20 protein-coding genes are annotated in these 21,538 nt (G+C 66.7%); 17 read left to right on the top strand and 3 right to left on the bottom strand.

Features of this window, described 5'->3' with window-relative positions; genetic code table 11:
• Nucleotides 1-15: 15 nt before the first annotated feature.
• From WEA29_09275 to mdh, 12 genes are all read left to right on the top strand, one after another.
• Nucleotides 16-1,173 (top strand): GuaB3 family IMP dehydrogenase-related protein, encoded by a 1,158-nt coding sequence (locus WEA29_09275; GenBank protein ID MEX2323944.1) that lies wholly within the window; start codon nt 16-18, stop codon nt 1,171-1,173.
• A gap of 7 nt (nt 1,174-1,180) precedes the next feature.
• Nucleotides 1,181-2,716: a glutamine-hydrolyzing GMP synthase gene (guaA, locus tag WEA29_09280; GenBank protein ID MEX2323945.1), complete on the top strand. Its 1,536-nt coding sequence runs from the start codon at nt 1,181-1,183 to the stop codon at nt 2,714-2,716.
• Between the two features lie 107 nt (nt 2,717-2,823).
• Nucleotides 2,824-4,839: a response regulator gene (locus WEA29_09285; protein MEX2323946.1), complete on the top strand. Its 2,016-nt coding sequence runs from the start codon at nt 2,824-2,826 to the stop codon at nt 4,837-4,839.
• Between the two features lie 161 nt (nt 4,840-5,000).
• Nucleotides 5,001-7,184, top strand: a complete 2,184-nt coding sequence (gene pcrA / locus WEA29_09290) for a DNA helicase PcrA (GenBank protein ID MEX2323947.1) — start codon at nt 5,001-5,003, stop codon at nt 7,182-7,184.
• Nucleotides 7,181-7,834, top strand: coding sequence for an MgtC/SapB family protein (locus WEA29_09295; GenBank protein MEX2323948.1), 654 nt, complete (start codon nt 7,181-7,183; stop codon nt 7,832-7,834). The genes pcrA and WEA29_09295 overlap by 4 nt, the downstream gene beginning before the upstream one ends.
• Nucleotides 7,835-7,920: 86 nt before the next feature.
• Nucleotides 7,921-8,316 carry a cobalamin B12-binding domain-containing protein gene (locus tag WEA29_09300; GenBank protein ID MEX2323949.1) on the top strand — a complete coding sequence of 132 codons (396 nt, stop codon included), beginning with the start codon at nt 7,921-7,923 and terminating at the stop codon, nt 8,314-8,316.
• Nucleotides 8,317-8,319: 3 nt separating this feature from the next.
• Nucleotides 8,320-9,465 (top strand): ADP-forming succinate--CoA ligase subunit beta, encoded by a 1,146-nt coding sequence (gene sucC, locus WEA29_09305; GenBank protein ID MEX2323950.1) that lies wholly within the window; start codon nt 8,320-8,322, stop codon nt 9,463-9,465.
• Nucleotides 9,465-10,343, top strand: coding sequence for a succinate--CoA ligase subunit alpha (gene sucD, locus WEA29_09310; GenBank protein MEX2323951.1), 879 nt, complete (start codon nt 9,465-9,467; stop codon nt 10,341-10,343). Before sucC ends, sucD begins: the two co-directional genes overlap by 1 nt.
• 108 nt (nt 10,344-10,451) lie before the next feature.
• Nucleotides 10,452-11,105: a uridine kinase gene (gene udk, locus WEA29_09315; protein MEX2323952.1), complete on the top strand. Its 654-nt coding sequence runs from the start codon at nt 10,452-10,454 to the stop codon at nt 11,103-11,105.
• 43 nt (nt 11,106-11,148) lie between these two features.
• On the top strand, nt 11,149-12,009 hold the full coding sequence (locus WEA29_09320; GenBank protein MEX2323953.1) for a tetrahydrofolate dehydrogenase/cyclohydrolase catalytic domain-containing protein: 861 nt from the start codon (nt 11,149-11,151) through the stop codon (nt 12,007-12,009).
• A 99-nt stretch (nt 12,010-12,108) separates the two neighbouring features.
• Entirely contained in the window at nt 12,109-13,329 is a 1,221-nt protein-coding gene (gene icd, locus WEA29_09325; GenBank protein ID MEX2323954.1) for an NADP-dependent isocitrate dehydrogenase, read from the top strand.
• A gap of 127 nt (nt 13,330-13,456) precedes the next feature.
• Nucleotides 13,457-14,395, top strand: coding sequence for a malate dehydrogenase (gene mdh, locus WEA29_09330; protein MEX2323955.1), 939 nt, complete (start codon nt 13,457-13,459; stop codon nt 14,393-14,395).
• 21 nt (nt 14,396-14,416) lie between these two features.
• Here mdh and WEA29_09335 read toward each other — a convergent pair whose 3' ends face one another.
• On the bottom strand, nt 14,417-15,334 hold the full coding sequence (locus WEA29_09335; protein ID MEX2323956.1) for a hypothetical protein: 918 nt from the start codon (nt 15,332-15,334) through the stop codon (nt 14,417-14,419).
• Between the two features lie 140 nt (nt 15,335-15,474).
• Between WEA29_09335 and WEA29_09340 the strand changes: the two genes are divergently transcribed.
• Nucleotides 15,475-15,759, top strand: coding sequence for an HU family DNA-binding protein (locus tag WEA29_09340; GenBank protein ID MEX2323957.1), 285 nt, complete (start codon nt 15,475-15,477; stop codon nt 15,757-15,759).
• A 162-nt stretch (nt 15,760-15,921) separates the two neighbouring features.
• Here WEA29_09340 and WEA29_09345 read toward each other — a convergent pair whose 3' ends face one another.
• Both WEA29_09345 and WEA29_09350 read right to left on the bottom strand, forming a co-directional pair.
• A complete protein-coding gene (locus WEA29_09345; protein MEX2323958.1) occupies nt 15,922-16,308 on the bottom strand; it encodes an SCP2 sterol-binding domain-containing protein in 387 nt (128 codons plus the stop codon).
• A gap of 31 nt (nt 16,309-16,339) precedes the next feature.
• Nucleotides 16,340-17,227, bottom strand: coding sequence for a dihydrodipicolinate synthase family protein (locus tag WEA29_09350; GenBank protein ID MEX2323959.1), 888 nt, complete (start codon nt 17,225-17,227; stop codon nt 16,340-16,342).
• A 185-nt stretch (nt 17,228-17,412) separates the two neighbouring features.
• Here WEA29_09350 and WEA29_09355 point away from each other — a divergent pair, with 185 nt between their 5' ends.
• From WEA29_09355 to WEA29_09370, 4 genes are all read left to right on the top strand, one after another.
• Nucleotides 17,413-18,135, top strand: a complete 723-nt coding sequence (locus WEA29_09355) for a succinate dehydrogenase cytochrome b subunit (GenBank protein MEX2323960.1) — start codon at nt 17,413-17,415, stop codon at nt 18,133-18,135.
• A gap of 7 nt (nt 18,136-18,142) precedes the next feature.
• A complete protein-coding gene (locus WEA29_09360) occupies nt 18,143-20,059 on the top strand; it encodes a fumarate reductase/succinate dehydrogenase flavoprotein subunit (protein MEX2323961.1) in 1,917 nt (638 codons plus the stop codon).
• Nucleotides 20,059-20,823: a succinate dehydrogenase/fumarate reductase iron-sulfur subunit gene (locus WEA29_09365; GenBank protein ID MEX2323962.1), complete on the top strand. Its 765-nt coding sequence runs from the start codon at nt 20,059-20,061 to the stop codon at nt 20,821-20,823. Before WEA29_09360 ends, WEA29_09365 begins: the two co-directional genes overlap by 1 nt.
• Nucleotides 20,824-21,144: 321 nt before the next feature.
• Complete coding sequence (locus WEA29_09370; GenBank protein ID MEX2323963.1) at nt 21,145-21,426, top strand: WhiB family transcriptional regulator; 282 nt, start codon at nt 21,145-21,147, stop codon at nt 21,424-21,426.
• The last annotated feature ends 112 nt before the right edge of the window (nt 21,427-21,538 follow it).

Here is a 21,538-nt window from a genome sequence, read left to right on the forward strand (position 1 = left end):
AGTAACCTCTGCGCCATGGACGTCGAGATCGGGATCGGGAAGGTGGGTCGTCGGGCATGGGGCCTCGACGACATTGCCATCGTTCCCAGCCGCCGCACCCGGGACCCCGATGACGTCGACATCTCGTGGGAGGTGGACGCCTACACCTTCGACCTCCCGTTCTTGGGTTCGGCGATGGATTCGGCGATCAGCCCGGCGACCGCCGTGCAGATCGGTCGGCTCGGCGGTGTGGGGGTCCTCAACCTCGAAGGGTTGTGGACCCGGTACGCCGATCCCGAACCGCTCCTGGATGAGATCGCGGCGTTGCCCGCCGACAAGGCGACCCGCCGGATGCAGGAGATCTACCTGGAGCCGATCGATCCCGACCTGATCACCGAGCGCATCGCCGAGATGAAGAAGAGCGGCGTGGTCACCGCGGCAAGCCTCACGCCGCAGCGTGTCGCCGAGTACGCCCCGACGACGGTGAAAGCCGGGTTGGACCTGCTCGTCATCCAGGGAACCGTGGTGTCCGCGGAGCACGTGTCCACCCGCAGCGAGCCCCTCAACCTCAAGGAGTTCATCGCCGACTTCGACCTCCCTGTGATCGTGGGCGGCTGCGCCTCGTTCTCCACCGCCTTGCACCTGATGCGGACCGGGGCCGTGGGGGTTTTGGTGGGGGTGGGACCGGGGGCGGCGTGCACCACCCGTGGCGTCCTCGGCGTCGGGGTTCCACAGGCGACAGCCATCGCCGATGCCGCAGGAGCCAGGATTCGCTACCTCGATGAGACCGGTCGGTATGTCCATGTCATCGCCGACGGCGGTATGCGCACCGGTGGGGACATCGCCAAGGCGATCGCCTGCGGAGCCGATGCGGTGATGCTGGGCTCGCCGATCGCTGCCGCCACCGAAGCCCCGGGGCGGGGTTTCCACTGGGGGATGGCGGCCTTCCATCCCACCCTGCCGAGAGGCACCCGCGTCGAGGTGGGCGACCTGGGCACCCTCGAGGAGATCCTGGTGGGGCCCGCCCACGAGAATGACGGCCGCCGGAACCTGTTCGGTGGGCTCAGGGTGTCGATGGCCACCACCGGCTATGCCGATCTCAAGGAGTTCCAGAAGGCCGAGGTGATGGTCGCCCCGGCCCTCCGGACCGAGGGGAAGAGCCTCCAGCGTGATCAGCGCGTCGGCATGGGTTGACCGGTTCGTGCCGACCAGCCAACGGGTCCTCGTCGTCGACTTCGGTGCCCAATACGCCCAGCTGATCGCCCGACGCGTGCGCGAGGCCCGCGTCTTCTCGGAGATCGTCCCCCGGGAGGTGACGGCAGCTGAGGTGGAGGCGGCGGCACCGATCGCCATCATCCTGTCCGGCGGCCCTGCCTCGGTCTACGCCGACGATGCCTACCGGCTCGATCCCGGGATATTCGACCTCGGCATCCCGGTCATGGGCATCTGTTACGGCCACCAGGTGATCGCCGACACCCTCGGCGGCACGGTGGAGCGCACCGACGCGGCCGAGTTCGGTCGAACGCCGATCACCGTCGCCGACCGGACCGGGCTGTTCTCGGGGCTACCCGCCGCCCACGAGGTGTGGATGAGCCACCGGGACGCCGTGGTGAGACCCCCCGACGGGTTTACCGTCACCGCGGCGACGCCGGGGTCTCCGGTAGCCGCCATGGAGTCTGTGGGCCGCCGGATCGTCGGTGTGCAGTTCCACCCCGAGGTGGCGCACAGCCCTCATGGTCAGGCGGTGCTGGAGCGCTTCCTCTACGACGTGTGCGGTGCGTCGCCGTCATGGACCGCGGAGTCGATCGTGGACCAGGCGGTGGCTCGGGTCGCCGCCCAGGTCGGCGACGCCGAGGTGATCTGTGCGCTTTCGGGCGGCGTCGACTCGGCTGTGGCCGCGGCGATCGTCCATCGCGCCGTCGGCGATCGTCTCACCTGTGTCTTCGTCGATCACGGTCTGTTGCGCGAGGGTGAGCGGGCACAGGTGGAGGCGGCCTTTCGTGCGGCGCTCGACGTGCCCCTGGAGGTGGTCGACGCGTCGGACCGCTTCATCGATGCGCTCGCCGGTGTCACCGACCCCGAGGAGAAGCGCCGCATCGTCGGGGAGGCCTTCATCAGGGTGTTCGAGGAGTTCGCGCGACGGCACCGCGGCGCTCGCTTCCTGGTCCAGGGCACGCTTTATCCCGATGTCATCGAGTCGGGGAGCCGGGATGCGGCCCGGATCAAGAGCCACCACAACGTCGGGGGGCTGCCCGAGGACATGGACTTCGAGCTCGTGGAGCCGCTGCGTGACCTGTTCAAGGACGAGGTACGGGCCGCCGGCGAGGAGCTCGGCCTACCGGAGGCCATGGTGTGGCGGCAGCCCTTCCCGGGTCCCGGTCTCGCGGTGAGGATCATCGGCGAGGTGACCCGTGAGCGTCTCTCCATCCTGCGTGCTGCCGACGCAATCGTCACCGAGGAGATCCGCAAGGCGGGGCTGGAACGCGAGGTGTGGCAGGCGTTCGGGGTCCTTCCGGCGATTCGGTCCGTGGGCGTCCAGGGGGATACCAGGACCTACGCCCATCCGCTCATCCTGCGGGCGGTGTCCTCCGAGGACGCCATGACCGCAGACTGGGTGCGGCTGCCCTACGAGGTGCTGGAAGCGATCTCGTCGAGGGTGATCAACGAGGTAGACGGGATCAACCGGGTGGCCTACGACATCTCGTCGAAGCCGCCGGCGACGATCGAGTGGGAATAGGCGCGATACGCGAATCGCGAATCGCGAATTGCGGTGCCGCGGCGGCTTGTCTCAAGGCGCCGCGTGCCACGCCGATACCCTGACGAGTGGTAGTCCGAGGTAATCCCGTGTCCGCAAGCGATGAAGTAGATCTCCAATCGCTCTTCGCCGCCGAGATCGATGAGCGCAGTGCCCGTCTGGCCGAGGGTGCGACGCGTTTGCATGGCGCGCCGCTCGATGCCGAGTCCCTCGCCACGATGGTGAGGGAGGGGCACACCATCAAGGGAACGGCCCGGATGATGGGGTTCATCGCAATCTCCGACGCCGGCAAGCTCCTCGAGGACGGATGGCGATACCTGCGTGATGGGGAGCTCGAGGCCTCGAGCACCATCGCCGAGGCTCTCGCCCTGCTCACCGCGGAGGTGCGTGCCGCCGTGGACGCCGACCCGGCCACCGGCACTCCCGGTCTGGCCGCGGGGATGCGCGCCCTGCGGGTCGCTCTCCATGACCAGGGCGCCGATGCACCCGAGCCCACGCACGATCCCGTTCCCACCGCCAGCGATCTCGACGGTCTGCTCGGCACGATCGGCACCCTCGGGTTCGGCGACAACGTTCGGGTCGACGCCACCAACCTGTATCGCCTGATCAACGAGTTGTGCTCTCTGCGCGTCGACGTAGAAGTGCTCGCCGAGAAGGCGGGGAGCGCGGTCGCCGATGGCTCCAAGGTCGCCGAACTCGCCGCGTTGGTAGATGAGATCGACGCCTCCGTCGTCGACCTGCAAGAACGCGCCGTCGAGCTGGCCGCTATGCCGCTCAGTGAGATCACAGCGACGTTCATCCAGCTGGTTCGCTACATCGCCCGTCGCTCCGACAAGGACGTCCGGCTCGAGATGACCGGGACGGACACCGTCGCCGACCGCCGGGTCGTGGAGAGACTGTCGGACCCGTTGCGCCATCTCCTGGTGAATGCGGTGGAGCACGGGATCGAGACGGTCGCCGAGCGTCAGGCGCGAGGCAAACCCCGTACAGGGTCGCTGACGCTGACCGCCGAGGTCACCGGTCAGCGGCTCACCATCACGATCGAGGACGACGGGCGCGGGGTGGACTGGGCGGCGGTGCACCGCGTCGGAATTCGGCGCGGCCTGATCGACGAGAGTCAGGTGGACGATCGGGATGCGCTTCGCTCCCTGCTGTTCACCGCGGGGGTGTCGACGGTGCCGGACGGCGAGTTGGTCGGGGACGGATCCGGCCTGGCCCTGGTGGCCTCGGTGGTGGAGTCGCTCCAGGGAACGCTCACTTTCGACACCGAGCCGGGGCGGGGGACCCGGGTGGTGATCGCGGTTCCGCGAAGTAGGGCCCTTCAGGATGCGGTGATCGTCACCGCCGCCGGCCAGGACTGGGGCATTCCCGAGATCTCGATCCTCGAGTCGGTGCCCTTCGCCGATCTGGAGATCCACGAGACCGGGTCGCGCCGCGAGGTGTTCTGGCTCGATCGCTGGATCCCCGTGGTGGGATTTGCCGAGGCCGTCGGGCTGCGACCGGCTGGCGAGCCCGATCGCCTCCTGGTGGTGTCGACGACATCTGGTCCGGTGGGTCTCGCCGTCGAGTTCGAGAAGGGCCGCCGTCAGGTCGCGGCCCGCGAGCTGGGGCCGGTACTCGCAGGCATTCCCCATCTCACCGGCGCGGCGCTCCTCGGGGCAGGCGAGGTGATCGTGCTCGTCGACCCGACCCGGCTGGCCGATCGGGCCCGCGCTGCGCAGACGCCGACAGGCCCGCGGCCCAAGGTGCTCGTCGTCGATGACTCCCGAGGGGCTCGACTGGTGGTGGGCGGGGCACTCGGTTCGGCCGGGTTCGAGGTCGAGCTGGCCGGCAGCCCGACCGAGGCGCTGTCCGTTCTCGCCGAGCAGTCGTTCGATGCACTCGTCGTGGACTATCAGATGCCCACCATGGACGGTGCCACCCTGGCGGCTCGAATCAGGGAGTTGGGGATCGATTCTCCGATCATCATGCTGTCAGGCGTGGCTACCGCCGCCGACGCCAGCCGGGCGATCGAGGCCGGCGCCAACGCCTATCTCGACAAGGACGACGTCCGTAAGGGCGCCCTCGCCGAAGCGATACGGGGATTGGTGAGGACCAGCGACTAGCGCTGGTCCGCGATTCGCGATTCGCGATTCGCAAGACGCACCGTGAGCCTTCCAGCGCGGCTCTGGCGTCCTGTCTGACGAATAGCGAATTGCGAATTGCGAATAGCGCTCAAATCACAGCCCGGTGATTCGAGCCATACCCCCGCCCTAAACTCTTTCTCGTGGCCGAATCGACGCTCCTCGACGATCTGAACGCGTCGCAGCGCGACGCGGTGACGACCACCGAGGGACCGGTGCTCGTGGTGGCCGGCGCCGGGTCGGGCAAGACCCGCGTCCTCACCTATCGGGTCGCCCATCTGATCAGGGACCTGGGGGTGTCTCCGTACGCCATCCTCGCCATCACCTTCACCAACAAGGCCGCCGATGAGATGAAGGAGCGAGTAGCTCGTCTCGTCGGTGGGGTGGCTCGCGGCATGTGGGTGTCGACCTTCCACTCGGCGTGCGTGCGGATCCTGCGCCGGGAGGCCCATGCCCTCGGATATCGCTCGGGATTCACCATCTACGACGACATCGACTCGCGTCGGCTCGTGGAGATGTGCGTGCGCCAGCTCGACATGGATCCGAAGCGGTTCCCTCCCAAGGCGATCCGCGGTGCCATCAGCAATGCGAAGAACGAGCTGATCGACGCCCAGTCGTTCGCCGAGAAGGGAGGCGGCCCCTATCATGCTCGGGTCGCCGAGGTGTATCGCCTCTACCAACGGCGGCTGGTCGAGGCGTCGGCCATGGACTTCGACGACCTCCTCATGGTGACCGTCGACCTGTTCGGTGCCTTCCCCGACGTGCTCGAGCAGTACCGGCAGCGATTCCAGTACGTCCTGGTAGACGAGTACCAGGACACCAACCACGCCCAGTACCGCCTGGTGCAGATGCTCGCCGGCGCTCATCGGAACCTGTGTGTGGTGGGCGACTCAGACCAGAGCATCTACGCCTTCCGGGGCGCCGACATCCGCAACATCCTCGACTTCGAACACGACTACCCCGACGCGACGGTCGTGGTCCTCGACCGGAACTACCGATCCACTCAGACCATCCTCGACGCCGCCAATGCGGTCATCTCCAACAACGCCAGCCGTCGCCCCAAGGAGTTGTGGACCGAGGTCGGCGTGGGGGACCCGATCACCGTGTACCGGGCCGAGGACGAGCACGACGAGGCTGCCTTCATCGCCGAGCGCCTCGCCGAGCTGCCCGAGCAGCGCCTAAACCTATCGGATGCGGCGATCTTCTATCGCACGCACGCCCAGTCGCGCGTGCTGGAGGAGGTCCTGGTGAGGTTCCGCGTGCCCTATCAGGTGATCGGCGGGCCCAAGTTCTACGACCGGCGCGAGGTCAAGGACGCCATGGCCTATCTGAAGGCCATCGTCAACCCCGACGACCAGGTGGCTTTGAAGCGGATAGTCAACGTGCCGAAGCGGGCGATCGGTGACACGACGGTGGCTCACGTCGACCGTTTCGCCGAACGGGAAGGCATCTCATTCCACGATGCCCTCACCCGTGCCGCCGAGATCGAGGCGCTCACGTCGCGAGCGGCGAATGCTGTGGCCGAATTCGTCGCCCTGCTCAGCGTGCTCGCCGCTGCGGCGGAGGATGGCCCTCGCGCCGCGCTCGAGGCCGTTCTCCACGACACCGGCTATCTGGCTGCGTTGCAGCAAGAGGGGAGTGTGGAGGCGCTGAGCCGGGTGGAGAACCTGCAAGAACTCATCTCGGTGGCTTCCGAGTTCGAGGAGGCAGGTCCGACCGGCGACTTAGGGGACGAGCACTGGAACGACATGACCGGTACCCGGCGTCTGGAACGCTTCCTCGAGGCAACCGCCCTCGTATCCGATGTCGACGCTCTGGAGGATTCGGGCGTGGTGACCCTGATGACGCTCCACAACGCCAAGGGTCTCGAGTTTCCCGTGGTGTTCATCGCCGGCATGGAGGACGGGGTGTTCCCCCACATGCGCAGCCTCGGCGATCCGACCCAGTTGGAGGAGGAGCGGCGCCTCGCCTATGTCGGCATCACCAGAGCCCGCCAGAAGCTCTACCTGACCCACGCCACGACGCGGAACCTGTTCGGGGCGAACCAGTGGAACTCGGCGAGCCGGTTCCTCACCGAGATCCCCGCCAAGTACGTCGACGAGCAGAAGCCGCGTCTCCGGGTTCGTGAGCGCGAGGAGACGGCGCCGCGTCGCACGATGCGTGGTGCCGATGTTGGTCGGGGGCACCGGGTCCGCCACGGCACATTCGGTCTCGGTACCGTAAAGGCGATACACGGTGAGGGCGACGACGCCGAGGCGGTGGTGGTGTTCGACGAGTTCGGTGAGAAGCGGCTGGCGCTGTCGATCGCCCCTCTGGAGTCGGCGTGAGCGCCGAGACGGCAGAGGTCTTGGTCCGACTCGCCGTGGCGGCAGGCCTGTCGGGCATAATCGGCTTCGAGCGTGAGGTCGCCCACAAGAACGCCGGTCTCCGCACCCACATGCTCGTCGGTCTCGGTGCCGGTGTGTTCACCCTGCTGAGCCTGGAGTTTCCCCGATCTCCGGTATCCGACCCGGCCCGTATCGCCGCGCAGATCGTCACCGGTGTCGGCTTCCTCGGAGCGGGAGCCATCTTCAGGTCTGGTCTCGCCGTTCGCGGGTTGACCACGGCCGCCGGTCTGTGGCTGGCAGCCGCCGTGGGCATGGCTGCGGGCGCCGGCGAGTACTTCATGGCCGTCGTGGCGACGATCATCGCCGTCGCCGTGCTCTACGTGGTGGGTATCGGTCAGTGGCTGGTGCGGGGCAGGCGGGAACAGGCGATCACCGTGATTCGGATCCGGGTGTCAGAACCCGCCCTCGTCGACGAGGTTCGGTCCGCCGCTCGGTCGCTCATCCCGCGCGGTGGCGAGGTGTCCATTCACGAGATCGGCGATGACCGCGCCACGATCCACACCACCGTCGAACCGAAGATGTCCGACACCCTCATGCGCCAGCTGGCGGCGATCCCCGGCGTCGATCGCGTCTTCCGCGTAGAAGGCTGAGGCTCCGCCTCAGCCGTTACCCGTTTCCCGTTTCCCGGCAGGCGACAGGTAACCGGCAACCGGTAACGGGTAACCTGCTGGCCGCCATGCCCCGCAGGATCCTCATCGCCAAACCCGGCCTCGACGGCCATGATCGTGGCGCCAAGGTGATCGCACGAGCGCTTCGCGACGCCGGCAATGAGGTCATCTACTCGGGTCTCCACCAGACCCCCGAGCAGATCGTCGAGACCGCCATCCAGGAGGATGTCGCCGGGGTGGGGCTCTCGGTGCTCTCAGGGGCGCACATGACCCTGTTCCCGAGGGTCGTGGAGGTACTCGCCGAGCGCGATGCCTCCGACATCATCGTGTTTGGCGGCGGCATCATCCCGCCTGCCGACATCACTGCCTTGAAGGAGCGGGGCCTCGCCGAGGTGTTCACTCCGGGCACTCCGTTGGCGACGATCGTCGACTGGGTCGAAGCGAACATCCCGGCGGAGCGCTGATCGATGGACCTCTTCGAGTTCCAGGGGAAGGAGCTGCTGGCGAGTGCGGGTGTGCCCACGCCGGCGGGGAGGGTGGCCACCACCGCCGCCGAAGCCCGCGCCGGGGCCGAGGCCCTCGGGGGGCCGGTGGTGGTCAAGGCACAGGTGCAGGTCGGCGGCCGGGGCAAGGCTGGTGGCATCCAGCTCGCCGCGTCTCCTGATGAGACCGAGACGGTCGCCGAGGCCATCCTCGGTATGGACATCAAGGGCCACACGGTGCGCACGGTGTGGGTCGAGGAGGCCTCGGACCTGGCCGCCGAGTACTACGTCTCGTTCACCCTCGATCGCCGCGCCAGAAAGCACCTGGCGATGGTTTCGGCCAAGGGCGGCATGGACATCGAAGCGGTCGCCGTCGAAACACCCGAGGCGGTCGTCCGGATGCACATCGATCCTGTCGTCGGGCTCGCCAACTGGCAGGCGACCGAATTGGTGTATCGGGCGGGCTTCGACCGAACCACCGCACGCCAGGCTGCCGATGTCCTGCGCCGTCTGTATGAGGCGTTCGTGTCGCTCGACTGTGACCTGGTCGAAGTGAACCCGCTCGCCCTGACCGCCGATGGCAGGATCCTCGCCCTCGACGCCAAAGTGACCCTCGACTCGAACGCTTTCTACCGGCATCCGGACTTCGAGGCATTCCGCGAGGCATTCACCCACGATCCGCTGGAGGTGATGGCGCGTGATCGGGGGCTCAATTTCATCAAGCTGGATGGCTCGGTCGGCATCATCGGAAATGGCGCTGGCCTGGTCATGTCGACTCTCGACCTGGTGTCGTTGGTCGGCGGGTCGGCGGCGAACTTCCTCGACGTCGGGGGCGGTGCCGGCGCCGACACGATCACCGGCGCCCTCGAGTTGCTGACCCATGACCCCCAGGTGGCATCGGTGCTCATCAACATCTTCGGTGGCATCACCCGGTGTGATCTGGTCGCAGAGGGCATTGTCGAGGCGCTAGGCCGTCTCGACGTCCCCTGGCCCATCGTGGTTCGCCTCGACGGCACCAACGCCATCGCGGGGCGCCAGATCATCGCCGATGCTGCCTCCGAGCTGGTGGTTTCGGCGGCCACGATGCGCGAGGCAGCCGAGAAGGCCGTCGAGCTGGCGCGGGGTCGCTGATGGCGATCTTCGTCGACGCCAGCACGCGACTCGTCGTCCAGGGGCTCACCGGCAGCCAGGGCCGATTCCATGGCTTCCGCAACCGGGACTCGGGGACGCGCCTGGTCGCCGGGGTCACTCCTGGCAAGGGCGGGATGGATCTCGACGGCGTCCCGATCTTCGACACGGTGTCCCAGGCGGTCGAAGCGACCGGTGCCAACACGTCGATGGTGTTCGTGCCTCCCGCCTTCGCCGCCGACGGCATCCTCGAGGCGGCCGACGCCGACGGAATCAACCTGATCGTCGCCATCACCGAGGGCATCCCCGCCCACGACGAGGCCCGGGTGTACAACTACATTCGCCAGACCAGCCGGACACCGCTCATCGGACCCAACTGCCCGGGACTCATCTCGCCGGGGAAGGCCAATGTGGGGATCACCCCCCACGAGATCACGCTGCCGGGCTCGGTCGGCGTGGTGTCGCGCTCGGGGACCCTCACCTACCAGGCGGTCCACGAACTCACGGTGCGCGGCATCGGACAGAGCACCTGTGTTGGCATCGGTGGCGATCCGGTTCCGGGCACGTCGTTCGTCGACGTGCTGGAGCGATTCGAGGAGGACTCCGAGACCGAGGTGATCGTGATGATCGGCGAGATCGGCGGCAGCGCCGAGGAGGAAGCAGCGCTGTTCATCCGTGACCACGTCAGCAAGCCCGTGGTCGGCTACATCGCCGGGGTCACCGCACCCGCGGGCAAGAAGATGGGCCACGCCGGAGCGATCATCTCGGGTTCCTCCGGCACCGCCGCCGCCAAGCAAGAGGCGCTGCGCGCCGCCGGAGTCACCGTCGTCGACGACCCCAGCGCCATAGGCGAAGCAGTAGGAATAGCGATTGGCAATTAGCAATTAGCAATTGGCAAGAGTCGGAGTGCCGGGTTCTTGGACTCTTGCTGGTAGCTGGTAGCTGGTGGCTGGCGACTGGGGCCCGGTGACTTCTTGTATCGTCGCCTCGTGCCCGCGCCTCCCGACTCCTGGCCCTCTTCGGGTCCTCTCGTCATCGGTATCGCTGGGGGATCCGGGTCCGGCAAGACCACCATCGCCGAGGCCATCGTCGAGGCGATCGGTCCCGAGGACGTCTCACTCATCCAGCACGACGCCTACTACCGCGACCTGAGTCATCTTCCGCTGGAGGAGCGGTCTCGGATCAACTACGACCACCCCGATTCGCTGGAGACCGACCTCCTCGTCGAGCATCTGACGGCCCTTCGGGCGGGCGGCGCCATCGACCGTCCTGTCTATGACTTCACGGTGCATAACCGTTCACCGGAGACGGTTCGGGTCGAGCCGTCGACCGTGGTCGTGGTCGAGGGGATCGTGGTCCTCTGGGAGCCACGACTCCGGGAACTGATGGATCTGAAGGTGTACATCGACACCGATGCCGACCTGCGGATCGTGCGCCGCCTGCAGCGTGACATCGAGGAACGGGGCCGCACCTTCGAGTCGGTCCGTACGCAATACCTGGAGACGGTCCGTCCGATGCACCTGCAGTTCGTGGAGCCGTCGAAGCGCTACGCCGACATGATCATCCCTGAGGGATACAACGTGGGGGCCGTGTCGACGGTGATCAGCATGATCCGCGACGTGATGACGCGACGCCTTGCCTGAGGGGTCCTCGGGGCTCGACCGGCGACACCGGTAGCCTCATCTCGTGACCGCTCACATCCTGTCCGGAACCGACGCCGCCGCCGTGTGGCGAGCAGAAGTGGCCGGCCGCGTCGGCGCCCTCGCCGCCGAGGGGATCCGACCCCGCCTCGCCACCGTCCTGGTCGGAGACGATCCGGCGTCGGAGGTATACGTCCGCATGAAGTTGCGGGCTGCGGCGCGTGTCGGGCTCGACGCCACTGGGATCCGGCTCGAGGCAACAGCAGCGCAGCAGGAGGTCGAGGAGGTCGTCGCCGGGCTGGCAGCCGATTCATCGATCGACGGTTTCCTGGTGCAACTCCCGTTGCCCGCTCACCTCGATTCGATCCCGATCGTGCAGGGCATCCCCCCGTCAAAGGACGTCGACGGCCTCAATGTCGCCAGCCTCGGGCGGATGGTGCTCGGACTCCCCGGGGCGCGCCCGGCGACCCCTACCGGGATCCTGCGCCTCCTCGATCACTACGGGATCTCCATCGCCGGGCGGCCCGTAGTCGTCGTCGGGAGGTCTCAGCTGGTTGGTCGACCGCTGTCGATCATGCTGTCGCTGGCCGGTCGTGATGCCACCGTCACCGTCGCCCATTCCAGGACCAACGACTTGCCGGACATCACCCGTCGCGGCGAGGTCCTCGTTGTGGCGGCCGGCCAGCCTGGCCTCATTGGCCGTGAGCACGTCGCACCGGGAGCGGTCGTCGTCGACGTCGGCGTCACCCGAGTCGGAGACCGCCTCGTCGGTGATGTGGCGGCGGAGGTCGCCGAGGTCGCAGGTGCACTATCACCGGTCCCGGGAGGCGTCGGCCCGATGACCATCGCCGCCCTCCTGGCGAACACGGTCCTCCTGGCGGAGGCCCGAGTAGCGAGTAGCGAGTAGCGAGTAGGAAGTACCAAGTACCAGGTACCAAGTACCTCTCTGGCTAATTGCCAATTGCGACTTCCCAATAGCGACTTGCGATAATCCCCTTGTCCACGACTGAGGAGCCCCGCTTTGCCCGACACGATCACGATGAGCGCCGACGGTCTCGTCGTTCCCGATGAGCCGATCATCCCGTTCATCGAAGGCGACGGCATCGGCCCCGACATCTGGGCCGCGGCGAGTCGGGTACTCGAGGCGGCCGTGCATCGAGCGTACGACGGCAAGCGGCGCATCGCCTGGATGGAGGTCCTCGCTGGCGGTAAGGCGCACGACGAGACCGGCGAGTGGCTTCCTGAGGCCACTCTCGACGCCCTCAGGACTCACATGGTCGGGATCAAGGGTCCGCTGACCACCCCGGTGGGTGGAGGTATCCGCAGCATCAACGTCACGCTGCGCCAGGTCATGGATCTCTACGTGTGCCTACGACCGGTGCGGTGGTACCAGGGTGTCCCGTCGCCGGTGCGTCAGCCCGAGCTGGTCGACATGGTGATCTTCAGGGAGAACACGGAGGACGTGTACGCCGGGCTCGAGGTGCCGGCTGGCTCGAAGGAGGCTGCCCGACTCATCGAGGTCTTCGCCGAGATGGGGTGGACGGTGCGTCCCGACAGCGGAGTGGGCATCAAGCCGATATCGGAGACGGGGTCGAAGCGGCTGATCCGTGCTGCCATTCGCCATGCCCTCAGCGCCGGGCGCTCGTCGGTGACCCTCGTCCACAAGGGCAACATCCAGAAGTTCACCGAGGGCGCCTTCCGCGAATGGGGCTACGAGCTCGTTCGCGAGGAGTTCGGCGACGTCGCCGTCGGCTGGGAGGACTGCGGCGGCGATCCGGGGGACCGGCTGCTGGTCAAGGATTCGATTGCCGACGCCTTCCTCCAGCAGATCCTGCTGCGGCCCGCCGAGTACGACGTCATCGCCACCACGAACCTCAACGGGGACTACATCAGTGATGCGCTTGCCGCTCAGGTCGGTGGCATCGGTATCGCTCCCGGCGGCAACATCAACTACGACACGGGCCACGCGGTGTTCGAGGCGACCCACGGCACCGCCCCCAAGTACGCGGGTCAGGACAAGGTGAATCCGGGGTCGGTGATCCTTTCGGGGGTGATGATGCTGCGGTACCTCGGATGGGGAGAGGCTGCCGACCTGGTCGAGTCGGGTCTGGAGCGGACCATCGGCGACCGTATCGTGACCTACGACTTCGCCCGCCTCATGGATGACGCAGAAGAGGTCCGGACCAGCGAATTCGCCGACGCGATAATCCAGCGGCTGAGTTCGTGAGCGCCATCGAGGGTTGCGGGGCCCCGGGCCCGGGGCTGCCGGCTGCCAGCCGTCAGCCATCTGCAGCACACGGCGGGTCGAGCGAATTGCGAATTGCGAATTGCGGTCTGCCCGGAAGGAGCGCGTCTTGAGCAAGGTAACCGTCGTCGGGGCAGGCAAGTACGGGTCCACGACCGTCCAGCGGCTCGCCGAGGCCGACGTGTGCGACGAGATCGTGATGACCGACATTGTCGAGGGCCTGCCACAGGGACTCGCCCTGGACATGAACCAGGCGCGTCCCCTGGTGAGGTATCGGACCCGTGTGGTGGGGACCAACGACTACGCCGACACCGTAGGCAGCGACGTCGTGGTGATCACCGCCGGACTACCGCGCAAGCCCGGGATGAGCCGGATGGACCTGCTCGAGGTCAACGCTCGCATCGTCAAGCAGGTGGTGGACGGCGTTCTTCCCGGGTCGCCGGATGCCGTGTTCGTGGTGGTGACCAATCCGCTCGACCAGATGACGACGCTCGTGTCCGATTTCTCCGGTCTCCCGCGCCAGCGCGTCATGGGCCAGGCCGGCAATCTCGATACCGCCCGTTTCGTCCACTTCATCGCCGAAGCGACCGGAGCCGACATCCTCGACGTCGTGGCCCTGACCCTCGGCAGTCACGGCGAAACCATGGTCCCTGTGCCGTCCCGGTGCCGGGTGGGCGGGCGTGCCCTGTCTGAGGTGCTGGATCAGGCGGCCATCGACGAGGTGGTGGAGCGCACGAGGGACGGTGGCGCCGAGATCGTGTCGCTCCTCAAGACCGGGAGCGCCTATTACGCCCCCTCAGCGGCCGCCGCCAAGATGGTTGCCGCCGTACTGGGCGACACCGGCGAGGAGATGCCGGTGTGTGCCTGGGTGGAGGGCCAGTACGGCGTGAGCGGCGTCTACCTGGGTGTGCCCGCTCGGATCGGTGCGGGCGGGGTGACGAGTATCGTCGAGATCGACCTGACCGACTCGGAGATCACCGCACTTCGAGCCGCGGCCGAGGCAGTTCGTGAGAAGATGGGCGAACTGGAGCAGATCGCGCTGGACTGAGATCGCCTGCGCCCCGCGGACTCATCCGGTAGCGGCTCCGGCGAGCTCTAGCTCCGACTGTCTGGCGGCTTCGGCCTGACGGCGGGCCCGGTTCTGAGCAGAGACCTCATCCCGTTCGCCAGCCCAGAGTCCGATGGCGGCCATGGTGGCGAGAGCGCCGCCCATCCAGGCCATGAAGACGCCCCAGGTGATCTGCACTTCCCGCAGGTCGGCCGCCGCCTCCCAGGTGGCGAACTGCATGCCGGTGAGCTGGATCCGTACGGCCGTCGCCATCGAGATTGCGACCAGCATGATCGCTGCTGCCCCGATGATGATCATGCGGTACGGGCCGAGCTGCGGCGGGTTGCGGAACACGACCACTCCTCCGACGAGGGCGAGCCCTACGGCCAGCACCAGCCAGGTAGGGCGCTGAAGGCCGCCCACGGTCGCGCCGATGACGACGTAGATCATCAGGGGGAGTGCCACGAGCCAGACTCCCAGGCGTACCCATCGGCGGTAGCGATCCGCCACCTTGGATCCGACCGTGCGCATCGCCGTAGCCGCCACGAGGGCCGCACCGACCATCGACAGCACAACCACGCCGACGCCCCCGACCGTGGTCGGGCGGGCATCCCCGACGAAGGTGGCGGCGACGGCACCGACGATGAGGCCTCCGGTGATGGTCAGGGTCCCGACTCGGTTGGCCTTGATCTTCCCCATGACCAAGAGGATGGCGAGCACCGCGAGGATGGCGGCAGACAGCAGGATCACGAGGCCCTGCGGCGTTTCGTAGCCCCGCAGCGACCACGGAGTGATGATGAACCGGTCCCCCCGCCAGCGGGGCTGGACCCGGGCGTATTCCCAGAGGGTCGACTGGCTGAGGACGAGCAGGCCGAACAGCAGCACCGTCAGCATCCGCTTCTTCAGCACGATCACCAGGCCGTCTCCGGGGTCGTCCAAACTGGAACGGCACTGTACACGGCCGTGGCCGGCCGCGTCCTTCAAGGGGGCATAAATGGCCCCATGCCCGGTATTGATGGCTTTTTGTGCGCGAATCGCCTACAATTACACGGTTGTCATTCCCTCAAGGAGGAGTGGACATGAACAAGAAGGAGCTCGGCGACGCCGTCGCCGCAGCACTCGATGGCCAGAAGACCATGGGCGGCGCCGCCGTCGATGCCGTCTTCGCTGCCGTGGCCGGTGCCCTCGCCAAGGGGGACAAGGTCTCGATCGCAGGATTCGGATCCTTCGAGGTCCGCCAGCGTGCGGCGCGTATGGGACGCAATCCGCGTACCGGACAGCCTGTGCACATCAAGGCGGCGAAGGCGCCTGCCTTCAAGGCGGCCAAGGCGCTGAAGGAAGCGGTCAACGCGTTCAACCCGTAACCCACGGTCGACCAAGGAAATGTGTGAGGGGCGCCCAACCGGGCGCCCCTCACACATTTCAGCTATTAGCCATTAGCTATTGGCTTTTAGCCAGAACCGGGCGAAGGCCTCGCGAGCGTCTGGCCAATTGCTAATAGCCAATAGCCAATAGCCAATAGCTCTCTAGTACTCCACGTCCACCGTGGATGCGGCATTGGCGAAGTCGGTCATGATCCGCTGATGCTGGAGCAGCTTGCCCATGTTCCCCGTGATCTTGATCTTGCCGGTCATGAACGCCATCTGCGTGTTGAGTTCCCCCTTGCTGATGGCGACGGCCGTCTGGTAGGTGCTACTGATGGTGGCATCGGCGGAGTCGCTGCCACCGGAAGCGACTGCGACCGACCCATTGTCGAGGGCCAGCGTGTATGCCAACAGGCGATCTTCTGGTGGGTCGGTCACCTCGAACGAGAGGGTGAGGTCGACGCCACCGATGGCGGAGGTGAATCCCTCATGCCCCGACAGTGCGGTCTCGAGGGCCTCGAGCCACTCATCGGTCAGAAACTTGGCCACGTGCTGAACTCCTTCGTCGCTCACCGGGAGATTAGTGGGCGCTGCGAGCCGCTTCCCCCAGTGCCCGAGAAGCTTCATCGAGCGCAGCATCGATGAGCGCCGTGGTCTTGTCGTCGGGGGACTCCAGGGGGCGACGCGGCGATCCGCATCGCAAGCCCGCCCGCGTCGCCGCGTACTTGACCGCGCCGACGCCGTGTCGTTCGACGGCTGCGGATACCGCCGTCAAGACGGCCTGTAGAGGGGTCTCCTCGCCCGTGAGAGCGAGGGCCACGACCGTCGCGGCCAGTTCGGGGGCATAGTTGGCGCTCGCCGTGATGGCGCCGTGGGCGCCGGCGGCGACGGCCGGCCATGCGATCGCCGACGATCCGACGAAGACGGTCAGTGAGGTGGCGACGAGCGCCCGGGCCCGGTCCAGGTCGCCGCTGGAGTCCTTGATGCCGACCACGTTGGGGTGCTCCGCCAGTCGGGTCGCGGAGTCGAGGGCGAGGTCGTAGGCGGTCACGCGGGGGACCGAGTAGAGGAACACGGGGAGCGGCGATGATGTAGCGACATCCTCGTAGTACCGCTCCACCATCGCCGGTTGATGGCGGACGAGGGTGGTCGGCGTGGTGACGAGCACCGCATCGGCGTCGGTGTCCGACACTTCGGCGATGAGCTCCATCGCCGATCGGAGGGACTCGGCCACGATCCCCACCAGCACGAAGGCGTCCGGGGCGACTTCCCGGGTCGCCCGCGCCAGGTGGGCGCGTTCACCGGGCTCCAGGTAGGGACTCTCTCCGTTCGAGCCCCCGATGACGAACCCCTCGACGCCCCGCTCCGCGAGTAGGGACACGTTGTGCCGGTGCGCGTCGAGATCCAGTTCGCCCGCGTCGTCGAAGGGGCTGACGATGGCGGGCATGAGCCAGGGTGGCGTTCGCATGGGCGGAGGCTATCGCGGCGAGCGAAGGCTGGCGCCTTCGCTCGCGGAGGGCAGAAGGCAGAGGGCGGATGGAGTTCGCTGTCTGCTGTCTGCTATCTGCTATCTGAGGCTCTGCCCTCTGCCGTCCGCCGTCTCCTCGGCTCCCGGTCTTGGCCCCACGGCCTGCAATCCGCGATACTCCCTTTGTGACCGCCGCTGACACCAAGCCGCGATTTCAGCCGCCGTGGCTCATACGCTTCTATCGCTCGGCGGTCGTCAAGAAGTGGGCGATGGCCCTCTCAGGCATAGTGCTCATCGCCTATGTGATCGCCCACCTGTACGGCAACCTCAAGATGTACATGAGCGCCGAGCAGGTGAACCACTACGCCGAGGCGCTGCGCGACCTCGGTGGCGACCTGTTCCCGCGGACCAGCGTGCTCTGGGCGATGCGGCTGGGCCTTCTCGCCGCACTCGTCCTTCACGTCCATGCCGCCTACTCGCTGACCTATACCAACTGGAAGGCGCGCGGCGGGCGGTATCACGAGCGTGACTACGCCGTCGCCAACTATGCCTCCCGCACCATGCGGTGGACCGGCATCATCGTGCTCCTGTTCGTCGCCTTCCATCTCGCCGACCTCACCTGGGGCACCCAGCCCGCGGCGACTGCCGAATTCACCCGCGGCGAGGTCTACGACAACGTCATCCGCTCGCTCCAGCGCCCCGCCGTCGCAGGCATCTACGTCGTCGCCAACCTGGCACTGGCATTCCACCTGTACCACGGGGTGTGGAGCCTCTTCCAGAGCATCGGGTGGAGCCACCCCACCTTCAACCGCTGGCGCCGGTACCTCGCCTATGCCGTCACCGGTGTGGTGACCGCGGGCAATCTTTCGTTCCCGATAGCCGTCCAGACCGGACTGCTGAGTCTGTGAGGCCGTCATGAGGCTGGATGCCAGGATCCCCGGAGGACCGATCGAGGCCAAGTGGGACGACCACCGGTTGGCCATCCCCCTGGTGTCGCCGGCGAACCGCAAGCGGTTCGACGTGATCGTGGTGGGGACTGGACTCGCCGGAGCGGCCGCGGCGGCGACGATGGGCGAGCTGGGCTATCGGGTCAAGGCGTTCACCTTCCACGACAGCCCCCGCAGGGCGCACAGCGTCGCCGCCCAGGGTGGGATCAACGCCGCCAAGAACTATCGAAACGACGGGGACAGCATCCGTCGCCTGTTCGCCGACACGATCAAGGGCGGCGACTACCGCTCCCGCGAGGCCAACGTGTTCAGGCTCGCCCAGGTGAGTACCGAGATCATCGACCAGGCGACCGCTCAGGGCGTGCCGTTTGCCAGGGAGTACGGAGGACTCCTTGCCAACCGATCGTTCGGTGGCGTGCAGGTGTCGCGCACGTTCTACGCTCGGGGTCAGACCGGGCAGCAGCTACTTCTCGGGGCCTATCAGGCGCTCGCCAGACAGGTCACACAGGGCACGGTGACTGTGTACACCCGGTCGGAGATGCTGGATGTCGTGGTGGCTGATGGGCGGGCTGTGGGGATCGTGGTTCGCGACCTGGTCACCGGCGAGATCACCTCTCACTCGGCGCACGCCGTAGTCCTCGCCACCGGCGGCTACTCGAACGCCTACTTCCTGTCGACCAACGCCAAGGCAAGCAACGTGACCGCCATATGGCGCGCCCACCGCAAGGGGGCTCTGTTCGCCAACCCGTGCTTCACCCAGATCCATCCCACCTGTATCCCGGCTTGTGATGAGTTCCAGTCGAAGCTGACGCTGATGTCCGAGTCCCTGCGCAACGACGGTCGGATCTGGGTCCCCACCGACATCGGTGACGGTCGGTCCGCCGGAGACGTCCCCGCCGGCAAACGCGACTACTTCCTCGAGCGCCGCTACCCGGCTTTCGGCAACCTGGTGCCGCGCGACGTCGCGTCGCGAGCCGCCAAGGCAGTCGTCGACGAGGGGCGGGGCATCGGTGCCCTCCAGAACGGCGTGTACCTCGACTTCGCCGACGCTATCGCCACACTCGGGCGCGAGGTCATGACCGAGCGGTACGGGAACCTCTTCGAGATGTATGAGCGAATCACCGGTGAGGACCCCTACTCGGTGCCGATGCGCATCTATCCGGCGCCGCATTACACGATGGGCGGTCTCTGGGTCGACTACGACCTGATGACGACGATCCCCGGGCTCTACGCCATCGGCGAGGGGAATTTTTCGGATCACGGAGCCAACCGACTCGGCGCCTCGGCCTTGATGCAGGGGCTCGCCGACGGATACTTCATCCTGCCCAACACGATCGCCGCCTACCTGTCGGGTCGCCTCGGGGAGGCGTCGGAGTCGCTCGACCACCCGGCGTTCGCCGAGGCCGAGACCGGGGTCCGTGAGCGGACCGCCCGGCTATTGGCCACCAATGGTTCCCGCACCGTCGACTGGTTCCATCGTGAGCTCGGCAAGATCGTGTGGGACCACTGCGGCATGGCCCGCGACGCAGTTGGTTTGGAGAAGGCGATCGCCGAGATCCCGGCCCTCCGCGAGGAGTTCCACAGTGACGTTCGTGTGCTCGGCGACGACGCCTCGATCAATCAGTCGCTCGAGAAGGCGGGCAGGGTGGCCGACTTCTTCGAGCTGGCTGAGCTCATGTGCCGCGATGCCCTGCACCGCGAAGAGTCGTGCGGCGGGCACTTCCGGGTCGAGCACCAGTCGGACGATGGCGAAGCCAGGCGGGACGACGAGAACTTTGCCTTCGTGTCCGCCTGGGGATTCGAGGGGGTCGGTGCCGAGCCGTCGCTGGTGAAGGAGCCGCTGTCGTTTGAGAACGTCGAGTTGAAGACGAGGAGCTACACCTGATGGACCTCACGCTGCGCGTCTGGCGCCAGGAAGCTGCCGGCAAGACAGGCAGGTTCGAGGAATACCGGGCGAGCGAGATCAGCCCGGATGCCTCGTTCCTCGAGATGCTCGACGTGGTCAACGACCGTCTCACGCTGGAGGGCGAGGAACCGATCGCCTTCGAACACGACTGTCGCGAAGGGATCTGTGGCTCCTGTGGCGTCATGATCAACGGCAAACCGCATGGCTCCGAGCGAGGCACGGCGACCTGCCAGCTCCACATGCGCCACTTCAGCGACGGTGATCTCATCGTGGTCGAGCCATGGCGTGCGTCCGGCTTTCCGGTGCTGCGCGACCTGGTGGTCGATCGGAGCGCCTTCGATCGGATCGTGGAGGCGGGAGGCTTCATCAGCGTCGACACGGGTAGTGCTCCAGAAGCCAACCTGATCCAGATCCCCAAGGAGGCGGCCGAGGCCGCCATGGACGCCGCCGCCTGCATCGGCTGCGGGGCGTGTGTCGCCGCCTGCCCGAACAGTGCGGCCCAGCTGTTCACCGCGGCGAAGATCTCCCATCTCAACCTCCTGCCCCAGGGTCAGCCGGAGCGGTGGTCCCGCGTCGAGGCCATGGTGGATACGATGGAACAGTTCTTCGGGTCCTGCACCAGCTACGGCGAGTGTGAGGTGGCGTGCCCGAAGTCGATCTCTCTCGACTTCATCGCCCTGATGAACCGGGATTACGTCCGGTCGAAGTGGAAGAACCGTCGGTTGACGGGGCAGAAGAATTAGCGAGTAGCGAGAGAACGCTCAACGCTTAACGCTCAACGCCAGAGTTCGTCGGTCTTGCGTTGAGCGTTAAGCGTCATTCCAGCTACCAGCTACCGATTGATCAGTGGCCAGTGGCGAGTAGGACGCTCAACGCTCAACGCTCAACGCCAGAGGTTGTCGCGTCTTGCGTTGAGGCGTTAAGCGTTAAGCGTGATTCCCACCTATCGAGGCCGCTTTCTCCCCAATTCGCGCTTTCCGCGCGATTCCTGGTTGACTGCGCGCGCTCCGCGCGCAATACTCATGGGATTAATCACATCAATGTAATTCACGAGGTGAGGCCACATGCTGGATGATCTGCGGCAAGCCCTGTTGGGGACCGGGGACGATCTCGCCTGGCAGGATCGGGCCAACTGCACCGGTGCCAACGCCGATCTGTTCTTCCCGGAGCGCGGTGCATCGACCCGCACCGCAAAAGCCATCTGTCGCGCCTGCGACGTTCGCGAGGAGTGCCTCGAGTTCGCCATTACGACCGGCGAGAAGTTCGGCATCTGGGGCGGCATGTCAGAGCGCGAACGCCGCAAGGTCCGTCGCGACCGCCAGATAGCGGCGAGACGAGCTTCGTAGCGGGTAGCCGGTAGCTGGGAGCTGCTCTTCACGCTCAACGCTTAACGCCCAACGCAGGACTTGACGACCTCTGGCGTTGAGCGTTGAGCGTTACACGTTCCTCAATTCCCTG

It is taken from the genome of Acidimicrobiia bacterium (assembly GCA_040902765.1).
Taxonomy (GTDB): domain Bacteria; phylum Actinomycetota; class Acidimicrobiia; order Spongiisociales; family UBA11373; genus DATKBG01.